The sequence below is a fragment of the Arthrobacter sp. fls2-241-R2A-172 genome (assembly GCF_030208885.1).
Lineage (GTDB): Bacteria > Actinomycetota > Actinomycetes > Actinomycetales > Micrococcaceae > Arthrobacter.
Window position 1 is genome coordinate 233612 of sequence record NZ_JARVTB010000008.1, and the last position, 24889, is coordinate 258500.

Genomic DNA, 24889 nt, shown 5'->3' on the forward strand with positions numbered 1-24889 from the left:
TTTAATGTCGGTGCTCCCGGATAACTTGAGAATATGCGGTTACTCCATACTTCCGATTGGCATCTTGGCCGGTCTTTCCATGGCGTTGGGATGCTTGAAGCCCAGCGCAACTTCGTGGACCAGCTGGTGTCTTTCGTCGAAGCCAGGTCCGTTGACGTTGTCCTGATTGCCGGTGACGTCTATGACCGCGCGCTGCCTGGATTGGATGTCGTCAAGCTGCTTGATGAGGCTTTGGTGCGCATTACCCAGGCGGGGGCCAATGTTGTGCTGACCAGCGGCAACCACGACTCCGCGATCAGGCTGGGCTTCGCCTCACGGTTGCTGGAACGTGGGGGAGTGCATTTGCGGACCCGGATCGAGGACCTGGACGTACCGGTCATGTTGCCTGCACGTACGGACGGCCAAGGAAACCCTGCGACAGTGGCCATTTACGGCATTCCGTTCCTTGAACCGCGGCTCGTGGCTGAGCGGTTGGAGGCCCCCAGCGCCACCCACTTTGAGGTCACGCTCGCTGCGGTGGAACGCATCAAGGCCGACGTTGCACAACGCCGCGTTTCCGGGCCTGTTCATCCGGTGGTCCTGGCCCATACTTTCGCCAGCGGCGGTATCACCTCGGAGAGTGAGCGGGACCTGAGTATCGGCGGCCTGGGCGCAGTCCCGTTGGATCTCTTCGAGGATTTCACGTATACCGCGCTCGGTCATCTCCATGGCCGCCAGGAGCTGGCACCCCACGTCCGTTACTCCGGTTCACCCTTGGCCTACTCGTTCTCGGAGGCCAGGCACCACAAGGGCGCCTGGCTGGTGGAGATCGGTGCCGATGGCGTGCCGGACGTCCAGGAAGTCCTATGGGAGGCCCCACGGACACTCGCCGTGTTGAGGGGAAAGCTCGATGACCTGCTGGGGTCCGCGGAGCATGCGTGGGCGGAAGCTGCGTACTGCCACATCACGTTGACGGACGCCCAGCGGCCCGCCCAAGCCATGGAGACGCTGCGCAGCCGTTTTCCAGACACCCTGGTCCTGGCATTCGACCCCGAAGGCGCCGAAGCCCGGTCCAAGACCAGCTACAGCACCCGGCTTGCCGAGGCTGAGGACGACCTCGGAGTATGTTGCGGCTTCCTGGACCATGTCCGCGGCCGTGCCGCAGGCGAGGCCGAAGAAACGGCGCTGCGGGAAGCCCTTGAGTCCGTTCGGTTGGAGGAAGCGGAGCTGTGAGAATCCACCGCCTGGACATCGAAGCGTTCGGTCCGTTTGCGACCCCGCAGCACATCGACTTCGACCAGTTGAGCTCCCAGGGACTCTTCCTGCTCAATGGCCCCACCGGGGCCGGCAAGACGAGCATCCTGGATGCCATCTGTTTCGCCCTGTACGGATCTGTGCCTGGCGCCCGCCAGGAAGGTAAGCGGCTTCGTAGCGACCACGCGGCACCGGGGGTTGAACCGCGCGTGGTCTGCGAATTCACAGCCCGTGGCAGGCGCTTCGAGGTAAGCCGTTCTCCGGCATGGGAACGACCCAGCGCCCGTGGCCGCAAGGGGTACACAACCCAGCAGGCCAAGACGCTTCTCCGGGAACGCATCGGGGGCACATGGGAGGAAAAGTCGTCCAGGAATGACGAGGTAGGTGCCGAGCTCTCTGACGTCCTGGGGATGGACCGGGACCAGTTCACCCGTGTAGTGATGCTCCCCCAAGGGGACTTCGCAGCCTTCTTGAGGTCAAAGGCCGGCGACCGCCTGGACCTCCTCCAGAAGCTCTTCGGCACTCAGCGGTTCGAGGCCGTCGAACAGCAACTCGCCCAGCAAGCGGCGGCAGCAGCCAAAGAGGTTGGGGAGAACGCATCGGGGCTCCAGATGCTGCTGGACAGGATTGCCTCAGAACAGGCACAGTTGGGTCTTTCCGGCGCCACGGGGGAGGACGCACCGGGCGACCATGACGGGCCTGCCCTTACTGCTGGAGAGACACCCCAGGCTGACAACGAGGACCCTGAGGCGTGGCTCCAGGTTGTCGAAGAAGACGTTGAGGCCGAACGGAAACGCCGGGAGGCCGCGGCCACCGAAGCGGAAACGCGATCCGTCCGGTATGCCGAGGAATTCAAGGAAGCCGAGGAGAAGTCACTGCGGCATGCCCGCCTCGCTGCCGCCTTGCAGCGGAAGATCGTGTCTGAATTGGCGGCACCCCGGGCGCTTGAGAACAGGGAAGCATTGGCCAAACACCGTCGTGCTGCCGTTCTCAGCGGCCAGCTCGACGCTGTTGGATCTGCGGCCCGAAAGGTCGAGGCCGCTGTAGAACGGGTGGCAAAGGCTCGCGGCAAACTGGCTGCGGCGGGCGTGGCGACCGAAGATCCCACAGTGGCCCTGGATAAAGCGAAGGCGTCGCATGCGGTACTCCAGGCCCGGCTGCCGGACGAGCAACGCATGGAGGAAATCGCCGGACGCCTCGCTGCCAAGCGGACTGAGGAGACAACCCAGCTGGCTGCGGCGGCGAAAGCAACGTCCTTGCTGGCTCAATTACGCGAAGAAGCCTCGACGTTGGAGTCACGGATTGAGCCGCTGAAACCTCTTGCTGCCCACCTCGCAGACCGGGAACGGGACGCCGCGTCAGCAGCCGAATTGGTAGGCATCGTAGCCCGCTACTCCACCGCAACACACGAACTCGACACCCTCAACGAACAACACCTCCAAGCACGGTCAGCGTCGCAGGATCTTCGTCAGCGCTGGCTTGATGTCCGCGAGCTCCGCCTCGCCAACGCCGCAGGGGAGCTTGCCGCGGCGTTGGAGAACGGGAAGCCGTGCGCCGTCTGCGGCAGCGCGGACCATCCGCAGCCTGCGGCAGCTGCGCGCTCGGCCCTGTCTCTGGCCCAGGACGAGGAAGAAGCCAGGCAGCTTTTTGAGGGCAGCGAGAAAGCCCTGGCAGAGTTGGCCGGGCACGTTTCCGCTGCGGCCCAGGTTGTCGCCGGTTTGGCGGCCCAAGGCGGTTCACTTGACCTCGCCGAGGCTAAGGCCAGCCTTGTGGCGGCTGAGGCTGCTGCGCTGGAAGCCCGGAAGGCTTCCACCTTGCTGGCGGAGCTGCGGGGCGAGCTTGAGGTCCTCAGCAAACGAGTGGCCCAGATGCAGGAAGAACATTCCGCGTCAGTCGGCGCGGCAGCGCATGCGGCCTCGAGTGTCCAGCTTCTTCAGGAGCAATGCGATGCCCTGACAGCCGAGCTGGCAGGTCTAAGGGGGGATTTCCCCAGCCTGCGTGAACGTCTGGAAGCGCTGTCCAGGGAAAGTGCCCTCCTTCAGGAGGCTGTCGATGGGGATCAGGAGCTGGAGGGCGCCCGGCATATCATGAGCGAGGCCGCGGCCGCACTGGAACGCGCGCTGCCCGAATCCGGGTTTGCCACCGCTGAAGAAGCCCGTCGTGAGTTGCTGTCTCCCGCCGACGTCGTTGGACTCGAGCAGGACCTCGCCGATTTCGACGCCGAAGCAGCAAAGTTGGACGAGCTGTTTGCCGGCGAGGACCTGGTCCTGGCTGGCAAGGAAGCCAGCATCGGCGAACTGCCCATGCCTGAATCCGAACGCGCGGAAGCACGGCTCCGTGCTGCCAAGGCCGCAGAGGATGCCCGGTCTGCTGCCCTGGCCGCAGGGCTCGCGGGCAAGTCGGTTGACGCCATTCGCCGCTACCGGGCGGAGTACCGTTCCCTTGCCCAGGCCGCTGAAGAACCGCGCAGGAAGGCCCGCGTGCTTGCCGGGCTGGCTGAAACAGTCCGGGGAGCCGGGGAGAACAGTTACCGGATGAGCTTGAATACCTATGTTCTCGCTGCTCGTTTGGAGCAGGTGGCCGCTGCCGCTTCCGAAAGGCTTGTTGCCATGAGTGATGGCCGGTATACCTTGCAGCACACCGATGCCAAGGCTGCGCGGGGCGCGAAGTCCGGCCTTGGGTTGGAAGTAGTCGACGAATGGACCGGCCAACATCGTGACACGTCCACGCTCTCGGGCGGTGAATCCTTCATGGCCTCCCTGTCCCTGGCGTTGGGGCTCGCGGATGTCGTCCAGCATGAGGCAGGTGGAGTGGACATTGAAACGCTCTTCGTCGACGAAGGCTTCGGCAGCCTGGACGAGCAAGCGCTCGAGCAGGTCATGGACGCTTTGGAGGGACTACGCGACGGCGGCCGGGTCGTCGGACTGGTCAGCCACGTTGCGGAGATGAAGCAGCGCATCACCAGCCAGCTCCAGGTGGTCAAGGGGCGCCATGGGTCCAGTGTGCGGATTGCCGAGGTAGTTCCCTCATGACCCATATCCGATAGACTTACCCCGTTACACCGGGTCGCGCGCATCGGGAGGAGGGACGATGCGCACCTTTTAGCGAACCCGGATTAATGGAAAAATCTTCTGTGGCCTCCGAGCCCTTGTCATTGGCGCCAGCACGTCCCTCACGCCTGCCAGGCCGTTTCGCCCGGCTTCCCGAACTGGCTGGACCCGGCTTCCTGCCTTTGGGTCTTTTCGCCAGGCTCCCCTTGGCCATGCTTACCGTGGGTACCTTGACCTTGGTGACAGCCGTCAGCCATTCGTACGCGATCGGCGGGATGGCAGCCGGAGCCGTAGGCATCGGCTCTGCACTGGGTGCTCCGGTCCTGGGCTCCCTGGCTGACCGCGCCGGCCAACGCATCGTGCTTGTCGTTGCGGCCATCGTCAACACCTTGGCCGTTGCCGCACTGCTTGCTGCGGCCTACCTCACTCCCGGCTACGAATCGGCGGCTGACGCGATCGCCGTCCTTGTCGCCGCGTTCCTGGCCGGGGCGAGCTGTCCCCAGGTAGGTCCCATGGCAAGGGTCCGCTGGATGGCGCTGACCACACGCAACCTGTCGCCTGCGGCAGGCAGCGGGGGCAGGAGCGTCGCGGCCAACCGGGCCGACCTGGATACCGCCCTGTCCTACGAGGGCACCGCGGACGAAATCACTTTCGTCCTTGGTCCCGCCTTGGTGGGCGTCCTGGCGAGCATCGTAGCCCCTTGGCTGCCCCTTGCCCTGGCTGCTGTCATGACCATCACCCTCGTTCCTGCTTTTGCCGTCCATCCCAGCCAACAAGCTGTGGTGCCGGCCCCACGAAAGGCGCGCACCGGCGGCGTGCCCGCCGCAGGGCAAAACGGCGGAGCGAAACCACAGCGGCGTCACCGCTGGGCCGGTGCCGTGGTTGCCGTTCCGGTCCTGGCCATGGTCTGCATGGGCACCTTTTTCGGCGCGACCCAGAACGCTTTGAGCGCGTTCTCGGCGCAATACGCGACAGCCGAGATCGCCGGGCTTCTGTACGCGGTCATGGGCATGAGCTCAGCGGTTGCGGCGTTGTCTGTCGCTTTCTGGCCGCAACGGTTCAGCTTGGCTGCGCGTTGGGTAGCCGCTGCCCTGGCGATGTCGGTGTTGTCGTTGCTGTTGCTGCTCCCGGCCGGAATCTGGCCCATGGTCCTGGTGCTGCTGGTCCTTGGCATTCCTGTGGGACCGGTCATGGTCACCGTCTTCAGCATCGGTGGCCTGGTGGCGCCTGCCGGCCGGATGGCAACCGTGATGACGGCGCTGGCCAGCGGAATAGTAGCGGGTACCGCACTGGGCTCCTACCTGGCCGGGCAATTGGCCCAAACCCAGGGCTCCGGGGCGGCGTTCGTGGTTTCCATGGGCGCAGCAGCAGGACTCTTCATGCTGGGCGTCGTCACGTTCCTGGTGATGAAGCGTCGGCCCCAGGGTTGACCTTCCAAGCCCCGACCTTAGGGCTGGTCACGCTCCGGCATTGCGGTATCCGGTGGGCGAGTTGCCGAAAGCGGCCCTGAAGATGCGGCTGAAATGGGCGGCGTCGGTGAACCCCCACCGCGCTGCGATGGCTGTGACGGGGCGTTCTGCCAGTACCGGATCCATCAGGTCCCGGCGGCACCGCTCAAGACGCCGTTGCCGGATCGACGAAGCCACCGTAGTGCCGATCTCCTGGAAAAGATCGTGCAGGTGGCGGGTGGAGATGTAGTGGGCGGCGGCGATGGTTCCGGGGGAGAGGCCGGGATCACCGAGGTTGGCTTCGATGTAGTCGTGGATCCGGCCCAGCAACAGCAGGTGAGGATCGCGGCCCGTCTCGATCATTTGGTCGAGTTCGCCGTTAAAGAGCGTTGTCACCAGGTCCAGGGCATTGCGGACCAGCCGCAGGCCGTTGGTGCCGGACAGGGCTTCAAGGTTGTCGGCCAGTTTCACCAGGAAGGGGCTGATGAGTTCGCCGAGCCCCTCGTCACCGGGAATCCGCAAAGCTGTCACATGGCCCATGGCTTCGGCCGGCAAGTCCAGCAGGACGTGAGGGAACATCAGCACCAAAGTGCGGAAGTCGTCGTCGAACGTTAGCTGGTACGGGCGTGAGGTGTCGTAAATGGAGAGGTCGCCGGGGCGCAACACGGCTTCGCGTTCGTCCTGCACCAGGCGACCGGACCCACTGAGCTGGATGCTGAGTTTGAAGAAGCGGCCGGTGGACTTGGCTATCAGCTCAGGAGTGCGGAGGACAGCATGGGGTCCGGCGGTGACTTCAACTACGGAGATCTGGTCAAGGACACGTGCCCGCATGGTTCCGTGGAAGGCTGAGTTGCGTGGGCCTTGGGCCAGCAATGGCACGAAGGATGCGGAGATTGCCCTGCTCCACTCCTGGAACGACTCCGCCACGATGGTTTCCACGGTTGCGGGGCCGGTTTCGGCCGCGACGGTCATCAAACTCCCTTTCAGAGGCCCGCGGTGCCGCTGCGAGTGGGCCGGGAGGGCCGGCACTGCGGGACGTGAGCTTGCCCACGATTCTACACCGGGGACCATGTGGCACTGTGCCTGCGTCCAGCGACAACGACCTTGCCGTGTGAGACAAGTCACGCGGTGGCACGGCGGTGGAAGATTGCGGAATGACAGACACCGTGCCGCGCTCTCTCCCGCGGCACCGAGGCAGGAGCACACTATGAGCGTGGACAACCCCGTCAAAGGCAGGACCCCCGCAGCCGCCGTCACCAAGAAGCGGCTGGGCGTACCGGCAGTGACCTTTATGATCATCGCGGCCTCCGCGCCGCTGACCGTCCTGGCAGGCGGAGTAACCACCACGTTCGCCGTCACGGGGGTGACCGGCGTCCCGCTGTCCTTCCTGCTCCTCGGCGGAATCCTGGCGTTGTTCGCTGTGGGTTACGCCGCTATGAGCCGCTACGTCACCAACGCCGGCGCGTTCTATGCGTACATAGCGCAAGGCATTTCCAGGCCGGCCGGAGTGGGCGCTTCCCTGGTTGCCCTGATGGCCTACAACCTGATGCAAGTGGGGATCTACGGACTCTTCGGCTTCACAGTTTCATCACTCCTGTCCGTGCGGCTGGGCATCAGCGTTCCTTGGTGGGTACCCGTGCTGGTGTGCATCGCGATCGTGGGCTGGCTGGGCGTGAACAGGGTGGATTTGTCGGCGAAGGTCCTTGGTGTCCTGGTGGCCCTCGAGTTCCTGGTGGTGATCGTGTACGACATCATCAGCCTCGCCGTGGCCCCTGAGGGCATCAGCGCAGCTGCCTTCAGCCCTGAGAGCCTGTTCGTTCCCGGCATCGGCGCGGTACTGTCCTTTGGCATCGCCGCCTTCATGGGTTTTGAATCGGCAGCTATCTACGGCGAGGAATCCAAGGACCCCCAGCGGACCGTCGCCCGTGCCACCTTTGCCGCCGTGGGCATCATCGCCGTCTTCTATGCGGTATCTGCCTGGGCGATGACCGTAGGAACGGGGCCGTCAGCTGTCATTGAGACCGCGGCAACCTCCGGCCCGGACATGATCTTTGCTTTCCTGGGCGCCAACGGTGGTGTGCTGCTCAGCGATATCGCCCAGGTCCTGTTTGTCACAAGCCTCTTTGCCGCGCTCGTCAGTTTCCACAATGCAGTGGCGCGCTACTTTTTCTCCCTTGGCCGCGAACGGGTCCTTCCGGCCGCGCTGGCCAAGGTTCGCACGCAGAGCGGGGCACCGTTCGCCGGTTCCTTGGCGCAAACGGTGATTGCCGTCGTCGTGACCGTTGGGTTTGCCATCGCGGGATCGGGCTCCGAGCTGGGCGAACTGTACCCCGTGCTGACCATGTTCACGTGGTTGACCAACAGCGGCGCCATGGGCCTGGTGCTGCTCATGACCGTGGTCTCCGTTGCCGTGATCGGTTTCTTCCGCCGGCAGCAGCATGGGGCAAGCCTGTGGGTCAGGGTTGTCGCCCCGGGCCTGGGTTTCGTTCTCCTGGCTGTGGTATTTGTGCTGATCGCCACCAACTTCAACGTCCTGCTGGGCCAAACCGAATCGACACCAGCCACGTTTGTCCTGCCCGCGCTGGTCCTGCTGCCCGGCGTCGTGGGCATCATCTGGGGCCTACGCCTCAGGCGCTCGCAACCGGCACTCTACGCCCGGATCGGCCACGGCGCCGAAGACTGACCCTGATCTGCCAAGAAAGCCCCGGCGCGCATTCCGCGCCGGGGCTTCCTTGTGCCGGGCCTGCCTCCTGGGGGTTAGAGCCCTTGGGCCGGGTCCAGTTCGGGGCTGTGCAGGGTCATGCTGATCAGGCGGCCATGGGCACCGAAGGTGAAGTGCACGGGGGCGGTGCCTGCCTCATCCCAGCCGAAAAGGCTGCCGTGGGAGCGGATGGAGTGGGGGTCCCGGTGGTCGGCGACGGTGACTGAGCCGCATGGAATGACTTTCTCCCGCCATGTGAACACGAAAATCCCGGGGCGGACCTCGAAGACCGTGTTGGAATCGGTGTCGGCCAATCCGCGCTCCGGACCTGCCAGGCATTGCCAGGTGTACCAAGTGGGGCTGAGGTAGATGTGCTCGTACGCATGCGATCCGCTGTAGACCCATTCAACGCGGCGCCCGATGAGTCCGGTGCTTTCAGCGATGTCAGGGCCAGTGGCCTGGTATCCGTCAAGGGTGCCCGGACGGAAATCGTGACTGACGGCAACGCTGGAAGGAGTTGCCCTGCCAAGGAGGGCGCCGATGTAGAGTGCCCGGCCGTGGGTAAGGTCCAGGACCAGAGAAACGGCGAGTTCCGGCTCCAGGTCGCTCTGCCATTGGGCGTAGTACAGATCTTCGGCCACGGCAAAGGCCTCATACGTGGATGTTCCGGCATGTCCCGCCGCAGACCATTGCACGGCTTCGTCGTCGAAGCTGAACGTCATGGATCCGCCGTCGCTGTGGACGGAGAACCGTTGCCCGGCAAGGTCCTGCACGGTGGGGGCTTTGTTGGCGTCGAAGCCAGGTGCCAGGCCATCCAAAGGCAGCCAGTTGGAGGTGTCAAGAAGATTCAGGCTCATGGTTCCTTCTCAGTCTCGGGAGAAGGACGGGACAGCGTGTCCGGTCCTTCTTCGAGTATTCGGTCCGGCCCCGGCTGCCGTCTTGTGCTGCCCGGCACGCTGCTTGGCGTGGAAGGAATGGTTCAGGCGAGTTGGCTTTCGATGCGCGCTGCGCTCGCCGCCAGTGCCTGGCCCACGGCGTCCGGATCCTGGTCCAGACGGATGTAGACGACGGCGATCGCGGCCGGCCGTCCGCCGGGAACCCGGATGGGAGCGGCAATGGAGGACAGTCCGGCGATGACTTCGTCGTGGCTGGTGGCATAGCCCAGGCGGTGCGCCTCCCGGGCCTCTTCCCGGTAGGGGATGCCGGCTCCCACCTGCTGCCACCGTTCCTCGGTCATGGTGGATTGGATGGCGATCCCTGGGGCGCCTGTGCCAACGGGGTGCCGGCTGCCCGGATGCTGGGCGAGTGCCGCACCGGAGTGGCGGGGCTCCACCGTTACGAGGGTGACGCATTCCTGGTGGTCCCAGACCGCGACGAACGCGGTCATGTGCAGTTCGTTGGCCACTTGGGTCAGTTCGGGCAGCGCTGCCGCTTGCAGGTTCCGTGACACGCCCCGGGCCAACACGGCCAATCCCGGCCCGGGCTGGACCCGTCCGGAGTCGTCGCGGACCAGCAGTGAATGGTCTTCGAGGGTCCGCAGGATGCGGTAGGCCACCGAGCGGTGCACTCCCAGGGCCTCGGTCAGTTCCGCGATGCTGAGGGGACGCTCTGCTGCTGCCAGTATTTCCAGCGCACGAATCCCCCGGGAGAGGGTTTGCGACGGCGGCGCCTGGGTGGACGCGTCGGTGGTGCCCTGGGTGCCGCTGCGGGGATTCATGCGAACCATCCTATGTTGGACCGGCTTCGGCGCGTGCCTGTGCCTTGGGTCACAGCGTGTAGTATCCTTTCCTAACTGACCGTTCTGTCGGTTTATGTACGTCACTCGCTGACCGCACCCTCACCCCACATGGAGTTCCAATGACCGCAACTTCCACTGTCGACTCACCGTCAGGCCCCAGCAGCAAGCGCGAAGAGCGCCGGGTGCTTGCCGGGACACTGGTAGGCACCACTATCGAGTGGTACGACTTCTTCATCTTCGCCCAGCTCACGGCCACCTTGCTGGCTCCGTTGTTTCTTTCTCCTTTGGAAAAGTCCAACCCGGGTGTAGCCCAGCTCCTGTCCTTCGCCACGATTGGCATCAGCTTCCTGTTCCGTCCGCTGGGGGCGTTCGTTGCCGGGCACTTGGGCGACAGAATGGGACGCAAGGCAGTGCTCGTCATGACGCTGGTCATGATGGGTGCAGCAACCGCCCTGATCGGCGTCCTCCCGACCTACGACACCATCGGGCTCTGGGCACCGGTATTGCTGATCTTCCTGCGTGTCCTCCAGGGTTTCTCGGCTGGTGGCGAGTGGGGTGGAGCAGCCCTGATGGCCGTGGAGCACGCGCCTATCCAGAAGCGCGGCCTCTTCGGTGCCTACCCCCAGATTGGCGTGCCCATCGGCATGATCCTTGCTACCGGGCTGCTGTTCTTCCTGCAGTCGGGGATGTCCAAGGAGGATTTTGCGGCCTGGGGCTGGCGCGTGCCGTTCCTGTTGTCGGTGGTCCTGATCGTGGTGGGGTACCTGATCCGCCGCGCCGTTGGCGAGAGCCCTGTGTTCAAGGAGCTTGCCCAGCGCAAGGCAGAAAGCAAAGCACCTCTTGGTGAACTCTTCCGCAGGAACAAGAAGGAAGTCGTCCTCGCCGCGCTGATCTTCATTGCCAACAACGCCGCCGGCTACCTGCTGATTGCGTTCTTCATCTCCTACGCCACCAAGACCTTGAAGATGCCCGCGCCCCAGGTCCTCCTGGCGACAACCATTGCTTCCTTCGGCTGGCTCATCTTCACCATGGTGGGCGGTTGGCTGTCGGACAGGATCGGACGCGTTAAGACCTTCCTGATTGGTTACGGGCTTGTCTTCGCCTGGATGATCCCCATGTTCGTGCTCATCGATTCAAAGGACATCCTGCTCTACGGGACGGCCCTGTTTGTCCTGACCATCGGACTCGGACTCTCCTACGGCCCGATGTCTGCGATGTACGCCGAGATGTTCCCGGCACAGGTCCGTTACTCAGGCATCTCCATCGGTTACGCCCTCGGTGCCATCCTTGGTGGTGCTTTCGCGCCGTTGATTGCCCAAGCACTCCTGGATTCCACGAAGTGGTCGGGTTCGGTGGGGCTGTACATCATGGGTCTTTGCATCATCTCCTCGGTGGGCGTCATCCTCGCCAAGGAGACCAAGGGACGGCCGCTGGGTTACAGCGTCCACCACTAGGCTCTTCCGCTATCAGGCGGATCAAAGGGTGCGGTCCTCTGGGCCGCACCCTTTTGTCGCCTCAGGTCTTGCAGCGTCACGACGGCGGTCAGCGGCGACCGCTGGCACCGGCAGCTTCCAGTTGGCTCACGACGTCGGCGTCGGACAACTGCTCGAACCGTTCGTAGAAGGCGCCGACTGCGTGGAACTTACCGGGTGTGTGCAGGGCAAACACGTAGTCGCATACCCGGCCCAGGGACGTTGACGCCTCGAGTGATGCCACCGGAACGGCCGCTATCACGGTGCTGGCCCCGCTGGCGCGGACGGCTTCCACGGCAGCGCGCATGGTGGCTCCCGTGGCGAGCCCGTCGTCCGCCAGGACCACGGTCTTGTCCCGGAGATCATGGCTTGTTCCCGGGTACTGCTTGGCGCGTCGAAGGAGCTCAGAGCGCTCGTGGGCTTCCACGGCGTCAAGCGCGGACTGGGAAATGCCGCGGGAGAGAATGAGTTCCTTGAGCGGCTTGTTGACGATTCGCAGGACGTCCCCGTTGGACCATGCCAAGGCTCCGAAGGCGGTCTCGTCCCGGCCCGGAATGCCGAGCTTACGGACCAGTACGGCTCCGAAGGGCAGGTAAAGTTCGGAGGCCGCGGCGGCAGCGACGGGAATCCCCCCGCGGGCAAGGCCCAGGACTATGGTGTCAGGGCGTTCCCTGAGCTGGGGGAGCCCTTCGGCCAGGCGGCGACCGGCTTCCGCACGGTCCTTGAAACGCATGCCCATCTGCTCCACTTCCACGAAATTCGTTGCATTCCCAAGCCTACCGTCCATGCCTTGCCGGGCGAGGCCTCCACTGAAAGCATGGCAGTGTGAACAAGCCCATCGGATACTGGATCAAGAGGCTCGACGCCGCGTTGGACGTCCAGTTGGACAGGACGTTGGCGCGGATCAAACTCAGCAAACGTCAGTGGCATACCTTGGGAACCCTTTCGGGGGGTGCCATGCTTCCTGACGAACTCGAGGAATGCCTGCGACCGCTGTGGGGCAGCGATATCCGTTTGCGTGAGCGGGAGCTCGCTGCCTTGGTGGGCCGGGGTTTGATCACCATGGTCGATGACCGGCTGACGCTCAGTGAGCGGGGTCGGGAAACGTACCACGAGGCCCAACGGCTCGTCGAAGATGCCCGCCAGGACTTGTCCCTGGGCATCGGCATCGACGAGTACGCCATGGCGCTCAGCGTCCTGGAGCGCATGAGCCTCAATGCAGAGCGGCTGGCCCGCTGACCTCAGCCAGCAGCACCAGCCGCCTTCCACCAGCCGCCTGCAAGGGGAGCCGGGCCTACACTCCCAGGAACTCGAGGGCAGCTTCCTTGAAAGCCCGGCTGGTTACTACATTGGTGTGCGTCCGCCCCGGAATCACCAGGGTCTCAACCATGCCACCGTGCTTGCCCGCAATGGAGGCCAGTTCCGGCATTGTCGCAGCACGTTCGTCCTTCTCGCCTGCAACCAGCAGGAGAGGCATGTGCGGGGCCGCCTCGGCCGGATCGAAAGGTTCCCCCTTGATGGCCTCGATGAGTGAGAGCAAGGCGAACAGGTTGTTGCTCGGCAGCATTTGCGCCATCTTTAACAGTCCGGCCGTCGATTCGTCCGCGATGGGCGTGCCGTCGGCCAGGTGCCGTTGCGCGGCTGCGAGGTCGAAAGCGGCCAAAGGATCAGCCGAACTGGGCCCACCCAGGACGATCCGATGGACCAGGTCCGGCTGGGTCGCGCCGAACTCCCACGCCAGGCGGGACCCCAGCGAATAGCCGATGATGTCCAGCCCGGTGGACGGGTCGCCGTCGCGCAGCGGCCGGGCGCCGACGTCGGTGACTATCTGAAGGAGGTCCGCCCGGATGCGGCTGGGCGTGTACGAGTCCAGGTCCTCGGGGGAGTGGCTTCGGCCGTGGCCTGGAAGGTCAACGGTGATCGCCCTGCGGCCGGCATCCTGGAGGGCTGCAAGCCATCCGCTGTCTACCCAGTTCAGCTTGCTGGAGGAGGAGAAACCGTGAATCAGCAGCACCGGGCGTAGTCCGGCGTCGGCACTTGGTTCATGGACTTCCACGAACAGTCCCGGGTCTGTGCCCTCCACGGTGTGCCTGCTGTGTTCCACGGTGTGCCTGCCGGTCATGGTGTCAGTCCTCATCGAGTACGGCGCTCAGGCGGACCCGGCGCTTGGGTGCTTCGTCCTTCGGAACAGTGCCCACGATTCCGGCGGTGTCATCCGGAACCTCGAACACGATCAGCGGTTCGCCAACGTTGATGGTCTCACCGGGCGCCCCGTGAATACGCACCACTTTACCTGCCTGCGGGCTGGGCAATTCGAGGGCTGACTTGCTGGTTTCGAGCTCGACGATCGCCTGGTTGCGTTCGACCTGCTGGCCGGGTTCGACCAGCCATTCGAGCACGGTTGCTTCGATGAGGCCTTCACCAAGATCGGGAAGCGGGAAGGAAATTTCAGCCACGGCGGTACTCCAGTACTCGTTGGATCCCAAAGAGGATGCGATCGATGTTGGGGATGTATTCGTCCTCCAGGTCACCGGAGGGGTATGGGACGTCGAAGCCGGTCACACGCTCCACCGGTGCCTTGAGTGTTGCGAAACAGCTCTGCGTAATCAGTTGCGCAACTTCGGCCCCAAGGCCGGAGGTGAGCGGCGCTTCATGGACGACGACGGCGCGCCGCGTCTTGCCCACGGATGTTGCCAGTGCTTCGGCATCGATGGGCTTGAGCCAGCGCAGGTCCAGGACTTCGATGTCGATGCCGTCCTCGGCCGCCAGTTCAGCCACCTGAAGGCAGCGGGAGACCATGGCTCCCCAGGCCACCAGCGTAAGGTGCCGGCCTTCCCTGGCCACCCGGGCGCCGGTGAGGCTTCCGGCGTCGTCCGTTCCGCCGTCGTGCGCGGCTGTGTCCTGGTCGGCGGACGCGACGTCCACCGGCCCCTTCTGCCAGTACCGGGACTTTGGTTCCATGAAGATGACCGGATCCGGACGGGTGGCAGCGTACTTGAGGAGATGGTAGGCGTCGTGCGGGTTCGACGGCGAAACCACCTTCAGGCCGGGTACATGGGCGAACAGTGCTTCAAGGCTTTCGCCATGGTGCTCGGGGGCGCGGATGCCACCGAAGCTGGGGACGCGCAGCGTGATCGGCATGGGGAGCGTGCCGCGGCTTCGGTAGTTCATCCGGGCGATCTGGCAGACGATCTGGTTGATCGCCGGGTACGCGAAACCGTCAAACTGGACCTCCGGAATGGGGTGGAAGCCGGCCATGGCTAAGCCAACGGACATGCCCAGGATGCCCGACTCGGCAAGGGGGGTGTCGAAAACGCGCGCCTCGCCATGTTTGGCTTGGAGGCCGTCGGTGATGCGGAAAACTCCGCCGAGTTGGCCGCAGTCCTCTCCAAAGATCACCGTCTTGGGGTTCTCGTTGAGGATTTCGTCGAGGGCCCGGTTCAGGGCCTGCTGCATGGAAAGCTGTTGAATGCCGACGGCGGTGGTTGCCGTGGCCTCAGCGGTGGTGGTCTCAGGCATGTTCGGACTCCTCGCGCCACGCGGTGGCCTGGGATTGAAGGGCGGGCGTTGGCTCCTGGAAGACCAGGCTGAACATCTCAGCGCCTGGGCGCGGGCCGAGGTCTGCGATCCCCGCCCGGATGGTTTCCTCTTCCTCGGCTGCCTTGCGCTGAGCCTCGGCGAAGAAGGCCTCGTCGGCCACCCCGTCTGCGAGCAAGCGCTGCTTGAAGCGTTCCAGCGGATCCTCGCCCGCGCCGAGCCGTTCCTCATCGAGCGTGCGGTACCTGCCGGGATCGTCTGCGGTGGAGTGCGGGCCGCGGCGGTAGGTCATGGCTTCGATCACCACGGGGCCGTTGCCGGCGCGGCAATGTGCGAGGGCCGAACGGGTGGCTTCGAAGACTGCCACTACGTCGTTGCCGTCCACTTGGAGTGACGGGATGCCGTATCCGGCGGCGCGGGCGCCGACGGAACCGCCGGCAACCTGCCGTTCGGTCGGGACGGAGATGGCCCAGCCGTTGTTCTGGATGAAGAACACCACCGGGGCCTTCATAACGGATGCGAAGTTCATGGCTTCATGGACGTCACCCTGGGATGAGGCGCCGTCCCCGAAGTACGTCACGGCAACCCCCGTCTCTTGTGCTCCGGCAAGGGTTTGGCCATGCGCCCATCCGACGGCGTGCAGGACGGAACCCGCAACCACTGCCTGGATGGGCGCGAACCTGGATTCCAGCGGGTTGTACATGCCGCCGTGCCAGGTGGCCTTGTGTGTGGACATGTAGCCCACCATGTCCACGCCCATGGCGCGGGCAACGCCCATTTCGCGGTAGGTGGGGAAAACGAAGTCACGGGCGCGGTCCACTGCGTATCCGCTGCCCACCTGGGCGGCCTCCTGGCCAAGCTCGGGGGCGTAGCCGGGAATGATGCCCTGGCGCTGCCAGGCGACTGCGGCAGTGTCGAGGTGGCGGACGGCAACCATCAGGGTGTACAGCTCGCGGAGCTGATGGTGGGTGAGCGGGGCCGCATCATCATCGAGTGCGGCCAGCACAGGTTTGAGAGTCATGGCTGTGACCCTAGTCACCGCCCTCGACTGTGCGCAATCAGCTCACTTCAAACGGAGCACTTTGTACAATTTGGGCACACAACGAAGCCCTGCACAGTACAAACTGTGCAGGGCTTCTGGATGCTTGCTAGCAGGAGGCTTTTAGGCGCTCGCTGCGTCCTTGGCGGCTTTTGCCCTCGCGTTGAGGAAGCAGCCGGCAGCAATGGCCAGGATCAGCAGGAAGGTGCCCACCAGCTGGCCGGCGCTTTCGGGATTGGCAAAGCCCACCACAAGGATGATGCCCAGCAGGACCAGGCCAACGATGGTGAGGTAGGGGAAGCCTTTCATCCGAAGCGGCAATTCGGTCCCCTCCCGGTCCGCCCTGCGGCGCAGGATGAACTGGGACACCAGTGCGGTGCCCCAGACCACCAGGCAGGTGGAGCCGACCAGGTTCAGGAGCGCCGGCAGGATCTTGTCCGGGAACAGCAGTTCCAGGATGGTTGCGATGAAGCCGAAGGCAACTGAAACGCCGACGGCGGCAACCGGAACCTTGGAAGCGCTCAGGCGGGAGAGGAGCCGGGGGGCTTCCCCGCGCTCGGAGAGGGAGAAGATCATCCGCGAGGCGCCGTAGAGGTTGGCGTTCAGTGCCGAGAGCAACGCGACAACAGCTACCAGGGTGATTGCTGCGCCGGCGCCGGGAATTCCTGCGAGGTCCAGGACTCCGGCGAACGGGGACTTCAGGCCATCTGAACCCACGGGGAGAACGGCTGCGATGACGAAGACCGAACCGATATAGAAGACAAGGATGCGCCATACGACAGTGCGGATCGCCTTGCCGACGCTGTGGGCGGGGTTTTCGGTTTCCGCGGCGGCAACGCTGACAATCTCGGTTCCACCGAAGGCGAAGATCACTACGAACAGTGCGGCGGCAATGCCACCAATACCGTGGGGAGCGAAATTCCCGAACGCAGAGAGGCCCGGTGAGGGGACGTTAGGCAGCCATCCAAACAGCAGCGCTGCGCCGATGAGCAGGAAGATGACAATCGCGGCGACTTTGAGGATGGCGAACCAGAATTCGAACTCGCCGAAGTTGCGGACGCCTACGAGGTTGATCCCGGTGAAGGCCACCATGAAGACCAGGGCCAGTATCCATACCGGGATGACTGGCCAGACGGAGAACAGCAACCCTGCCGCCCCGAGGGCTTCCGCGGCGATGACCACCACGAGCTGGAGCCACCAGAGCCAGCCGATGGTGCTGCCGGCCGTTTTGCCGAGGGCCTTTTCGGCGTAGACCGAGAATGCCCCGCTGTTGGGGTTCGCGGCTGCCATCTCACCCAGCGCCCACATGACGAGGATGATGAGCGTTCCGGCAACGAGGTAGGAAATCAGGACAGCCGGCCCGGCGGCCTGAACTCCCGCCCCTGACCCAAGGAAGAGGCCGGCGCCGATGGCGCTGCCCAGTCCCATCATGGTCAGCTGGCGCGGTTTGAGTGAGTGGCCGAGGCCGCCCGTTGATGCAGGAGCCGCGATGGACTTCGTTGTCATACGTGTCTACCTTCTATGGATTTCATGCTGGTTTGGCGTGCCGGCTTCATAGGCTTGGCACGCGGGCGTCGACGACGCAGCAAGAGCCGTGGAATAATTCTCGCAGTTTGTAAGATACATCACTTTTTGCCGTGGCGATGTGATGGGTATGAAACCCAGGGGACAGGAACTTTGATGCTGGTCGATGCGCTAGATGCAAAAATTGTACGTTTCTTCACCGATTCGCCGCGATCTTCGGTGCTGGAAGCGTCGCGGGTGCTGAAGGTCGCGAGGGCTACGGTGCAGTCCCGGATCGACCGAATGATCGAAAGCGGGGTCATAGGTTCCTGGGTGCCGCAGCCGGATCCGGCAAACTTCGGGTTCCCCGTAGTGGCCTTCTGTTCGGTGACCATCACGCAGGAAATCGGCCACGACGCGATCATCGAAAGCCTGGGCGCGATTCCGGAGATCATCGAGGTCCACACGGTCACGGGGAACTCGGACCTTATGGTCCGCATAGCCGCGAGGTCCAATCCCGACATGCAGAGGGTGCTCGATGCCATGATCGCCACGAAGTCGGTGGTCCGCTGTTCCTCGGTCATTGTGCTGAACAGCCACATTCAGGGACGGACCCTTCCCCTGATGGAGGCGGCGGCCAATTCAGTGTGACGCAAAGCATTTTGCGGGACGGCGGATTGAGTCGTACCATTAGTTCTAGTCAATATGACTTTAACTAGGATCCGATCAGGATCGCGCGGCGACGAAGCGAGGTGAACGCCGTGAACACCAGCTCAGCCAATGTCGCCGAACGGCGGCTCGCGCCGCCGTCGTTGGCTATCTCAACGGTGATTTTCGCCCTCCGTCCCAGCGAGACATCCGGCCGCCCCACACTGTGGTTGCCGCTCGTCCGCCGGATCCGTGAACCGTACAGGGACATGTGGGCATTGCCCGGCGGCCCTCTGGCGCATGATGAGTCCCTGCAGGATGCAGCCTCCCGGAACCTGCGGGACACCACGGGACTAACCCCGCATTACCTTGAGCAGCTCTACGCCTTTGGCGGACTCCATCGATCACCGACCCAGCGCGTCGTGTCCATCGTGTATTGGGCCTTGGTGCAACCCACCGAGGCCGCACTGGCGGACGAGTCGGAGAATGTCCGGTGGTTCCGTGCCGACAAACTCGGCGAGCTGGCATTCGACCACAACGCCATCGTGGACTACGCGCTGTGGCGGCTTCGGAACAAGATGGCCTACGGGTCCATTGCCTACCACCTGCTGGGAGAGTTCTTCACCCTCGCCCAGGTCCGGGAAGTCTACGAAGCCGTGCTGGACCGCCAGCTGGATCCCGCCAACTTCCGCCGACACATCAAAGCCACACCGGAGATCGAAGAAACCGGTGAATACCTGCAAGGCGGAAAACACCGTCCGCCACGCCTCTACCGCTTCACCGGCACGCCCGGCCTCGGGCCAGATAACAGGAGTACACCATGAGCAGCGTCAACACTGCCGTCCAACTGATCACTCGCGAAGAAGCCGAGGAAGGCCTCTCCCGCGCAGGGTCCACGTGCAGCCCGGCATTGGCCAGGGGCCCATGGGAATACGACCTTGCCGAGGCACTCGCAGGCGAGCCGGCCTACGGCCCGGGTGCCTCCAGCAATGATGTCGCGCCCAAGGCCACGCCACGCCAGGGCCAGCTGCCGGAAGAGTACAAGAAAGCCTCCGACGCCGAACTTGACGCCCGCATCCGGGCCGCCAAGGCCACGCTCGGGGACCGGGCGGTCATCCTTGGCCACTTCTACCAGCGCGACGAAGTCATCCAGTACGCGGACTTTGTGGGCGACTCCTTCCAACTGGCCAACGCCGCGCTGACCAAGCCCGATGCCGAAGCCATCATCTTCTGCGGGGTCCATTTCATGGCCGAGACTGCGGACATCCTCTCCACACCCGAGCAGGCCGTCATCCTGCCCAACCTCGCCGCCGGCTGCTCCATGGCAGACATGGCAGATGAGGACTCCGTGGAGGAATGCTGGGAGCAGCTGGAGGAAATCTTCGGCACAGAGCCGGATGCTGACGGCCGGGTACCGGTCATCCCCGTCACCTACATGAATTCCTCTGCCGCGCTCAAGGCCTTCTGTGGCCGGAACGGCGGTATTGTCTGCACGTCCTCCAACGCCAAAGTGGTCCTGGAATGGGCTTTCGAACGCGGACAGCGCGTCCTCTTCTTCCCCGATCAGCACCTCGGGCGCAACACAGCCAAAGCCCTTGGCGTCCCGTTGGAGCAGATGCCCATGTGGAACCCGCGCAAGGAACTCGGCGGCAACGATGAGCAGGCACTGCTCGATTCCCGGGTGATCCTCTGGCACGGTTTCTGCTCGGTGCACAAGCGGTTCAACGTAGGCCAGATCGAGAAAGCCCGCCAGGACTTCCCGGGCGTCAACGTGATCGTGCACCCCGAATGCCCCATGGAGGTAGTGGACGCAGCTGACTCCGCCGGGTCCACCGACTTCATCAAGAAGGCCATAGCCGCCGCCACCGAACCCACCACGTTCGCCATCGGCACAGAAATCAACATGGTCAACAGGCTTGCCGCGGAAAACCCGCAGCACACCATCTTCTGCCTCGACCCCGTCATTTGCCCGTGTTCCACCATGTACCGCATCCACCCCGGCTACCTCGCCTGGGTACTGGAGGAACTCGTCGAAGGACGCATCGTCAACCGCATCACTGTGGACGACGCCGTACAGGACAACGCAAAAGTTGCCCTGGAACGCATGCTGGCCGCCAAGCCTGCCTAGCACCAGGCATTACCCCTAGCTGAAGAGAGCCTCGCATGACCACAGAGAGCGTTGCTGGAGGGCCCCGGCCCAAGCGGCTGATCGTCGTCGGAAGCGGTATCGCGGGACTGTACTCCGCGTTGCTGGCCGCGGAAGCGGGCGCTGAGGTGGTGTTGCTGACCAAGGGGGGCCTTGCGGACAGCAACACCTATTACGCCCAAGGTGGCATCTCAGCGGTCCTGGACGAGCCGGCGCCCGGGGATACGGTCGCCGCCCACATCGCTGACACCCTCAAAGCGGGCGCCGGGCACTGCAACGAAGAAGCCGTGCGGGTGCTGTGCACCGAGGCAAGGCTGGACATCGCCGGGCTGGAACGGTTCGGGGTCCGCTTCGACGTTGACGACGACGGCGACCCCGCCCTGGGCCTGGAAGCCGCCCACTCAGCGCCACGCATCCTTCACGCAGGCGGCGACGCCACCGGGGCCGGGGTTGCCGCCGCACTGATCCGGACTGTCCTGGACTTCCAGGCCGCCGGCAGGATCCAGGTGATCGGCCACGCGTTTGTCACGTCCCTGACTCAGGGCGTCGGCTTCGCTGGCGAGGTTCGCATCTCGGGTGCCGATTACATCCAGGACGGACGCCACCACAGCATCCAGGGCGACGCCGTACTGCTCGCCACAGGAGGCGCTGGGCAGCTGTTCGCGCAGACCACCAATCCTTCCGTGGCCACGGCTGACGGACTGGCGCTGGCGTGGCGCGCCGGCGCTGCTGTGTCCGATCTGGAGTTCTTCCAATTCCACCCCACGTGCATGGTCCGTGCCGGCATCGGCTGGGACTCATCGGGCAGCCAGAGCAGCACCGCCCCTTTGCTGATCTCCGAAGCAGTCCGCGGTGAAGGGGCCACCCTGGTGGACGCCACTGGCCACCGCTTCATGCCCGACTACCATCCCGATGCCGAACTCGCCCCCAGGGACGTGGTCTCACGCAGCATCGCCCTGCACCTGGCAAAACTCAACGACCCCAACGGCCACGTCTTCCTGGACGCCACCGTGGTCGAAGAGGCACGAGGGCAGGGATTTCTGGAAAAGCGATTCCCGACCCTCAGCAAACACACCCGCCAAGCCGGGGTCGACTGGACCCGGGAGCCCGTTCCCGTAGCACCGGCCGCGCACTACTGGATGGGTGGGGTGGTGACCGACCTGCACGGCCGGAGCTCTGTTCCCGGGTTGCTCGCTGCCGGTGAAGTTGCTTGTACCGGTGTGCAGGGTGCCAACCGCTTGGCCAGTAATTCGTTGCTTGAAGGCCTGGTCTTCGGGCGGCGGGCTGTGTGTGCGTTCATTGGGTCGGCTGACGCTGGTGGCCGCGACGCCGCAGGCCCCTTGGCGCCTGCGCTCACGCCTCGTACCGGCGCTCGCCTCGCAGGCTCGGCGGCCGGTTCGGACGTTCACGCGACAACGGCGCTGTCGGGGCCTCCGGTGCCGCTTGGTGCTGAGCCCCTCCCGTCTCCGCTTGCTCACGACCGCTCCTCCGCGTTCTCCCGGAGTGCGCTCCAGAAACTCATGACAGCCAAGGCCGGGGTCCTGCGCAACGGGGTCTTGTTGGCTGAGGCTGCCGCGGCCCTTGGTGAGTGGGAGGGCGACGTTCTTCCGTTCACTGTTCCTGACTCCCTTGAGGTGCGGGAGCATGAGGATGCGAACCTGCTGCTCGCCGGGCAGTTGCTGGTGCAGGCTGCCCGGAAGCGGCGTGGGTCCCTGGGGGCGCACTACCGCAGCGACAGCGTGACCGAACCGGCCGCCGTCGAACATTTTGACCAGACTTACACCATGAGCCGGAAAGCGAGCCTCGTCCATGACTAACCTGACCCTCCCCGCAGCCCCAGTCCGGGACATTCTTGAACGGGCGTTCGCGGAGGACGCGCCGAGCGGCGACATCACCTCCCACCTGCTGATTCCTGCTGAGGCCAGGGCCACGGCCGTGCTGAACGCGCGCGTTCCTGGCGTGTTCAGCGGTGGCACGGTATTCCGCGACGCTATGAAGCTGGTGGACCCGGACACCGACGTTGAGCTGCTGCTCGCCGACGGTGAAGCGTTCGACGCCGGCACGCACCTTGCTCGGGTCAGCGGCAGCGCCCGCTCGGTGCTGCTGGCTGAACGCGTAGGGCTCAACCTGGTGCAGCGAATGAGCGCGATAGCCACCAAGACGGCCGAGTTCGTCAGGCTGGTTGAAGGCACCCGCGCCCGTATTACGGATACGCGGAAAACCACTCCCGGACTTCGGGTGCTCGAACGCTACGCCGTGCGTTGTGGCGGAGGAGCGAACCACCGGTACAGCCTCTCCGATGCTGTCCTGGCCAAGGACAACCACCTGGCCGTCATGACAGGCGGTGACACCACCAAACTCACCGAGTTGTTGGCGGCGGCCAAGGCCCAGCTGGGCCACACCACGCATTTCGAAGTCGAAGTGGACAGCGCCGAACAGATCGAACCTGTACTGGCGGCCGGCGTTGACACCATCATGCTGGATAACTTCTCCGTTGAAGAACTCCGCGCCGGTGTCAAGCAGGTGGACGGCCGTGCCATCGTCGAAGCCAGCGGCAACGTGAACATCAACACCGTCACCGGGATCGCAGCGGCCGGCGTGGATGTCATTTCCGTCGGCGCACTGACCCACAGCGTGAACGCTTTGGACCTGGGCCTCGACATCGAACTCACCACATCCCAGCCCTAGGAACAACGTCATTCCCATGATCTTCCTCGATGCCGCAGCCACCACTCCGATCCGTCGCGAAGCCCTGGATGCCATGTGGCCGTACCTGAGCGGCGAGTTCGGCAACCCCTCCAGCCATCACAGCCTGGGCGAGGCCGCTGCCACTGCGCTCGCAGAGGCCCGCACCGGCGTCGCGAAGGTATTGAACTGCCGCGCCGGCGAGGTGACGTTCACCTCGGGAGGAACAGAAGCGGACAACCTGGCAGTCAAGGGCATTGCCTTGGCCAGGCGGGCGACGGATCCGTCGCTGAGCCGTGTGGTCATCAGCGCGATCGAACACCCGGCTGTTGAAGAATCGGCCCGCTACCTCCAGCGCGTACACGGTTTCGACGTCGATGTCGTCCCGGTCGATAGCCAAGGAATGGTCACTGTGGCGGCGCTGCGGGCAGTGCTGCGTCCGGACACCGCCCTGGTGAGCATCATGTATGCGAACAACGAGATCGGGACCGTCCAACCGGTCGCCGAACTTGCTGCCGTGGCCAGGGAGTACAACGTGCCGTTCCATACGGACGCCGTGCAGGCTGCAGGGTGGCTCCCCGTGGACGTCAAGGCCCTCGGCGTGGACGCGATGAGTATCTCAGGGCACAAGCTGGGAGCACCCAAGGGATCCGGCGTGCTGTTCACCAGGGGTCGCTTGCGGGTTGAGCCCCTGGTCCATGGCGGAGGCCAGGAACGGGGCAGGCGTTCGGGCACCGAAAACGTGGCCGGGGCCGTTGCCCTGTCCACAGCACTGAGGCTCTCGCACGCCGAGCAGCAGGAACAGGCAGCCAGGGTGTCGGTGCTGCGCGACGGGTTCATCAACCGGGTACTTCAGGCCGTGCCCGACTCCATGCTCACAGGCCACCGAAGCCTGCGGTTGCCCTCGGTTGCGTCGTTCTGCTTCCCGGGAACCAGCGGCGAATCGGTGCTGCTCGAGCTTGAGCGGCTGGGTGTGGTGTGCTCCAGTGGCTCGGCGTGCGCGGCCGGTTCCGATGCGCCGTCGCCCGTTCTGCTGGCCCTCGGCATTGCCCCCGAAACTGCGCAAACCGCCGTGCGCTTCAGCTTCACGTCAGCTGTTACGGACGCCGAACTGGAGCAGGCCGCCGCAGCCGTGGAAGCCGCCGTCGGACGTGTCCGTAAGCTGGCCCCTCAGTAGCCGGCCCGGCTACACATGGCGGGCGCGCCGGAAAATCCAGTGCCGCAGCAGGGTGAAACGAACTGCCGTGGCCACGAACCCGGACAATGTGGTGGTCCAGAGCTCCTCGGTTACTGTGGCTCCGGGCTTGAACAGATGCAGAAGCCCCAAGCTGCCGCCCGTGATGATCAGCGCAATGCCGATGACGATGGCGCCGCTGAGGTGGTCCTTGGCCCGCTTCTTTTTGCCTGTGATCTTGAAGGTGAGCCGCCGGTTCAACGCAGTGTTCATCAAGGACGTCACGATCAGGGCAACAGCGTTGGCCAGTTGTGGGTCAATCACGGGACGCAGCAACGCATAAAGGGCCAACGAACTGGCTGTGCATACGATACCGACGCCCGTGAATCGCACCAGTTGGCGCACCACCGGGTACTTCAGGACGCCGCGATGCCGCTTTTTGGGCGGCTTGCGTGGGGGAGAGGAGCGAAGCTCAGTGGCTTCCGCGGCGATCTCCATGGGTTAAGCCTGACACA

At 64.4% G+C, this 24889-nt stretch carries 22 protein-coding genes; 12 read left to right on the forward strand and 10 right to left on the reverse strand.

The window, feature by feature from the left end:
* Nucleotides 1-33: 33 nt before the first annotated feature.
* From QRM57_RS13970 to QRM57_RS13980, 3 genes are all read left to right on the forward strand, one after another.
* Nucleotides 34-1212, forward strand: coding sequence for an exonuclease SbcCD subunit D (locus QRM57_RS13970; RefSeq protein ID WP_284987056.1), 1179 nt, complete (start codon nucleotides 34-36; stop codon nucleotides 1210-1212).
* Entirely contained in the window at nucleotides 1209-4265 is a 3057-nt protein-coding gene (locus tag QRM57_RS13975) for an AAA family ATPase (RefSeq protein ID WP_284987057.1), read from the forward strand. Before QRM57_RS13970 ends, QRM57_RS13975 begins: the two co-directional genes overlap by 4 nt.
* Nucleotides 4266-4351: 86 nt before the next feature.
* Complete coding sequence (locus QRM57_RS13980) at nucleotides 4352-5713, forward strand: MFS transporter (protein WP_284987058.1); 1362 nt, start codon at nucleotides 4352-4354, stop codon at nucleotides 5711-5713.
* A gap of 27 nt (nucleotides 5714-5740) precedes the next feature.
* On the opposite strand, the gene QRM57_RS13985 is transcribed toward QRM57_RS13980, so the two are convergent.
* Nucleotides 5741-6703, reverse strand: coding sequence for an AraC-like ligand-binding domain-containing protein (locus tag QRM57_RS13985; protein ID WP_284987059.1), 963 nt, complete (start codon nucleotides 6701-6703; stop codon nucleotides 5741-5743).
* 235 nt (nucleotides 6704-6938) lie between these two features.
* Here QRM57_RS13985 and QRM57_RS13990 point away from each other — a divergent pair, with 235 nt between their 5' ends.
* On the forward strand, nucleotides 6939-8414 hold the full coding sequence (locus QRM57_RS13990) for an APC family permease (RefSeq protein ID WP_284987060.1): 1476 nt from the start codon (nucleotides 6939-6941) through the stop codon (nucleotides 8412-8414).
* 74 nt (nucleotides 8415-8488) lie between these two features.
* Here the strand turns inward: QRM57_RS13990 and QRM57_RS13995 are convergent, their stop codons facing one another.
* Both QRM57_RS13995 and QRM57_RS14000 read right to left on the reverse strand, forming a co-directional pair.
* The gene (locus QRM57_RS13995; RefSeq protein ID WP_284987061.1) at nucleotides 8489-9289 is read right to left on the reverse strand and encodes a MoaF C-terminal domain-containing protein; all 801 of its coding nucleotides are present in this window, start codon (nucleotides 9287-9289) and stop codon (nucleotides 8489-8491) included.
* A gap of 122 nt (nucleotides 9290-9411) precedes the next feature.
* Nucleotides 9412-10158, reverse strand: a complete 747-nt coding sequence (locus QRM57_RS14000; protein WP_235521569.1) for an IclR family transcriptional regulator — start codon at nucleotides 10156-10158, stop codon at nucleotides 9412-9414.
* A gap of 131 nt (nucleotides 10159-10289) precedes the next feature.
* Here QRM57_RS14000 and QRM57_RS14005 point away from each other — a divergent pair, with 131 nt between their 5' ends.
* Nucleotides 10290-11624, forward strand: coding sequence for an MFS transporter (locus QRM57_RS14005; protein WP_257369111.1), 1335 nt, complete (start codon nucleotides 10290-10292; stop codon nucleotides 11622-11624).
* A gap of 88 nt (nucleotides 11625-11712) precedes the next feature.
* Here QRM57_RS14005 and QRM57_RS14010 read toward each other — a convergent pair whose 3' ends face one another.
* Entirely contained in the window at nucleotides 11713-12429 is a 717-nt protein-coding gene (locus QRM57_RS14010; RefSeq protein ID WP_284987062.1) for a phosphoribosyltransferase, read from the reverse strand.
* 38 nt (nucleotides 12430-12467) lie between these two features.
* Here QRM57_RS14010 and QRM57_RS14015 point away from each other — a divergent pair, with 38 nt between their 5' ends.
* Complete coding sequence (locus QRM57_RS14015; RefSeq protein ID WP_284987063.1) at nucleotides 12468-12881, forward strand: winged helix DNA-binding protein; 414 nt, start codon at nucleotides 12468-12470, stop codon at nucleotides 12879-12881.
* Nucleotides 12882-12936: 55 nt separating this feature from the next.
* Here the strand turns inward: QRM57_RS14015 and QRM57_RS14020 are convergent, their stop codons facing one another.
* From QRM57_RS14020 to QRM57_RS14040, 5 genes are all read right to left on the reverse strand, one after another.
* Nucleotides 12937-13764: an alpha/beta fold hydrolase gene (locus QRM57_RS14020; protein WP_235521566.1), complete on the reverse strand. Its 828-nt coding sequence runs from the start codon at nucleotides 13762-13764 to the stop codon at nucleotides 12937-12939.
* A gap of 4 nt (nucleotides 13765-13768) precedes the next feature.
* Nucleotides 13769-14098, reverse strand: coding sequence for a biotin/lipoyl-containing protein (locus QRM57_RS14025; RefSeq protein WP_211711587.1), 330 nt, complete (start codon nucleotides 14096-14098; stop codon nucleotides 13769-13771).
* Nucleotides 14091-15161: an alpha-ketoacid dehydrogenase subunit beta gene (locus QRM57_RS14030; RefSeq protein ID WP_284987064.1), complete on the reverse strand. Its 1071-nt coding sequence runs from the start codon at nucleotides 15159-15161 to the stop codon at nucleotides 14091-14093. The genes QRM57_RS14025 and QRM57_RS14030 overlap by 8 nt, the downstream gene beginning before the upstream one ends.
* Nucleotides 15154-16200, reverse strand: coding sequence for a thiamine pyrophosphate-dependent enzyme (locus QRM57_RS14035; RefSeq protein WP_284987066.1), 1047 nt, complete (start codon nucleotides 16198-16200; stop codon nucleotides 15154-15156). Before QRM57_RS14035 ends, QRM57_RS14030 begins: the two co-directional genes overlap by 8 nt.
* 141 nt (nucleotides 16201-16341) lie before the next feature.
* Nucleotides 16342-17724, reverse strand: a complete 1383-nt coding sequence (locus tag QRM57_RS14040; RefSeq protein WP_284987067.1) for an amino acid permease — start codon at nucleotides 17722-17724, stop codon at nucleotides 16342-16344.
* A gap of 174 nt (nucleotides 17725-17898) precedes the next feature.
* Between QRM57_RS14040 and QRM57_RS14045 the strand changes: the two genes are divergently transcribed.
* The 6 genes from QRM57_RS14045 (at nucleotide 17899) to QRM57_RS14070 (ending at nucleotide 24377) form a co-directional block, all read left to right on the forward strand.
* Entirely contained in the window at nucleotides 17899-18372 is a 474-nt protein-coding gene (locus QRM57_RS14045) for an Lrp/AsnC family transcriptional regulator (RefSeq protein WP_284987068.1), read from the forward strand.
* Nucleotides 18373-18473: 101 nt separating this feature from the next.
* Entirely contained in the window at nucleotides 18474-19193 is a 720-nt protein-coding gene (locus QRM57_RS14050; RefSeq protein WP_257369289.1) for an NUDIX hydrolase, read from the forward strand.
* A complete protein-coding gene (gene nadA, locus QRM57_RS14055; RefSeq protein WP_257369106.1) occupies nucleotides 19190-20497 on the forward strand; it encodes a quinolinate synthase NadA in 1308 nt (435 codons plus the stop codon). Before QRM57_RS14050 ends, nadA begins: the two co-directional genes overlap by 4 nt.
* A gap of 35 nt (nucleotides 20498-20532) precedes the next feature.
* On the forward strand, nucleotides 20533-22332 hold the full coding sequence (locus QRM57_RS14060; RefSeq protein ID WP_284987069.1) for an L-aspartate oxidase: 1800 nt from the start codon (nucleotides 20533-20535) through the stop codon (nucleotides 22330-22332).
* Nucleotides 22325-23203, forward strand: a complete 879-nt coding sequence (gene nadC / locus QRM57_RS14065) for a carboxylating nicotinate-nucleotide diphosphorylase (protein WP_284987070.1) — start codon at nucleotides 22325-22327, stop codon at nucleotides 23201-23203. The genes QRM57_RS14060 and nadC overlap by 8 nt, the downstream gene beginning before the upstream one ends.
* A gap of 16 nt (nucleotides 23204-23219) precedes the next feature.
* Complete coding sequence (locus QRM57_RS14070; protein WP_284987071.1) at nucleotides 23220-24377, forward strand: cysteine desulfurase family protein; 1158 nt, start codon at nucleotides 23220-23222, stop codon at nucleotides 24375-24377.
* Between the two features lie 9 nt (nucleotides 24378-24386).
* On the opposite strand, the gene QRM57_RS14075 is transcribed toward QRM57_RS14070, so the two are convergent.
* Entirely contained in the window at nucleotides 24387-24872 is a 486-nt protein-coding gene (locus tag QRM57_RS14075) for a GtrA family protein (RefSeq protein ID WP_235521558.1), read from the reverse strand.
* Nucleotides 24873-24889: the final 17 nt, after the last annotated feature.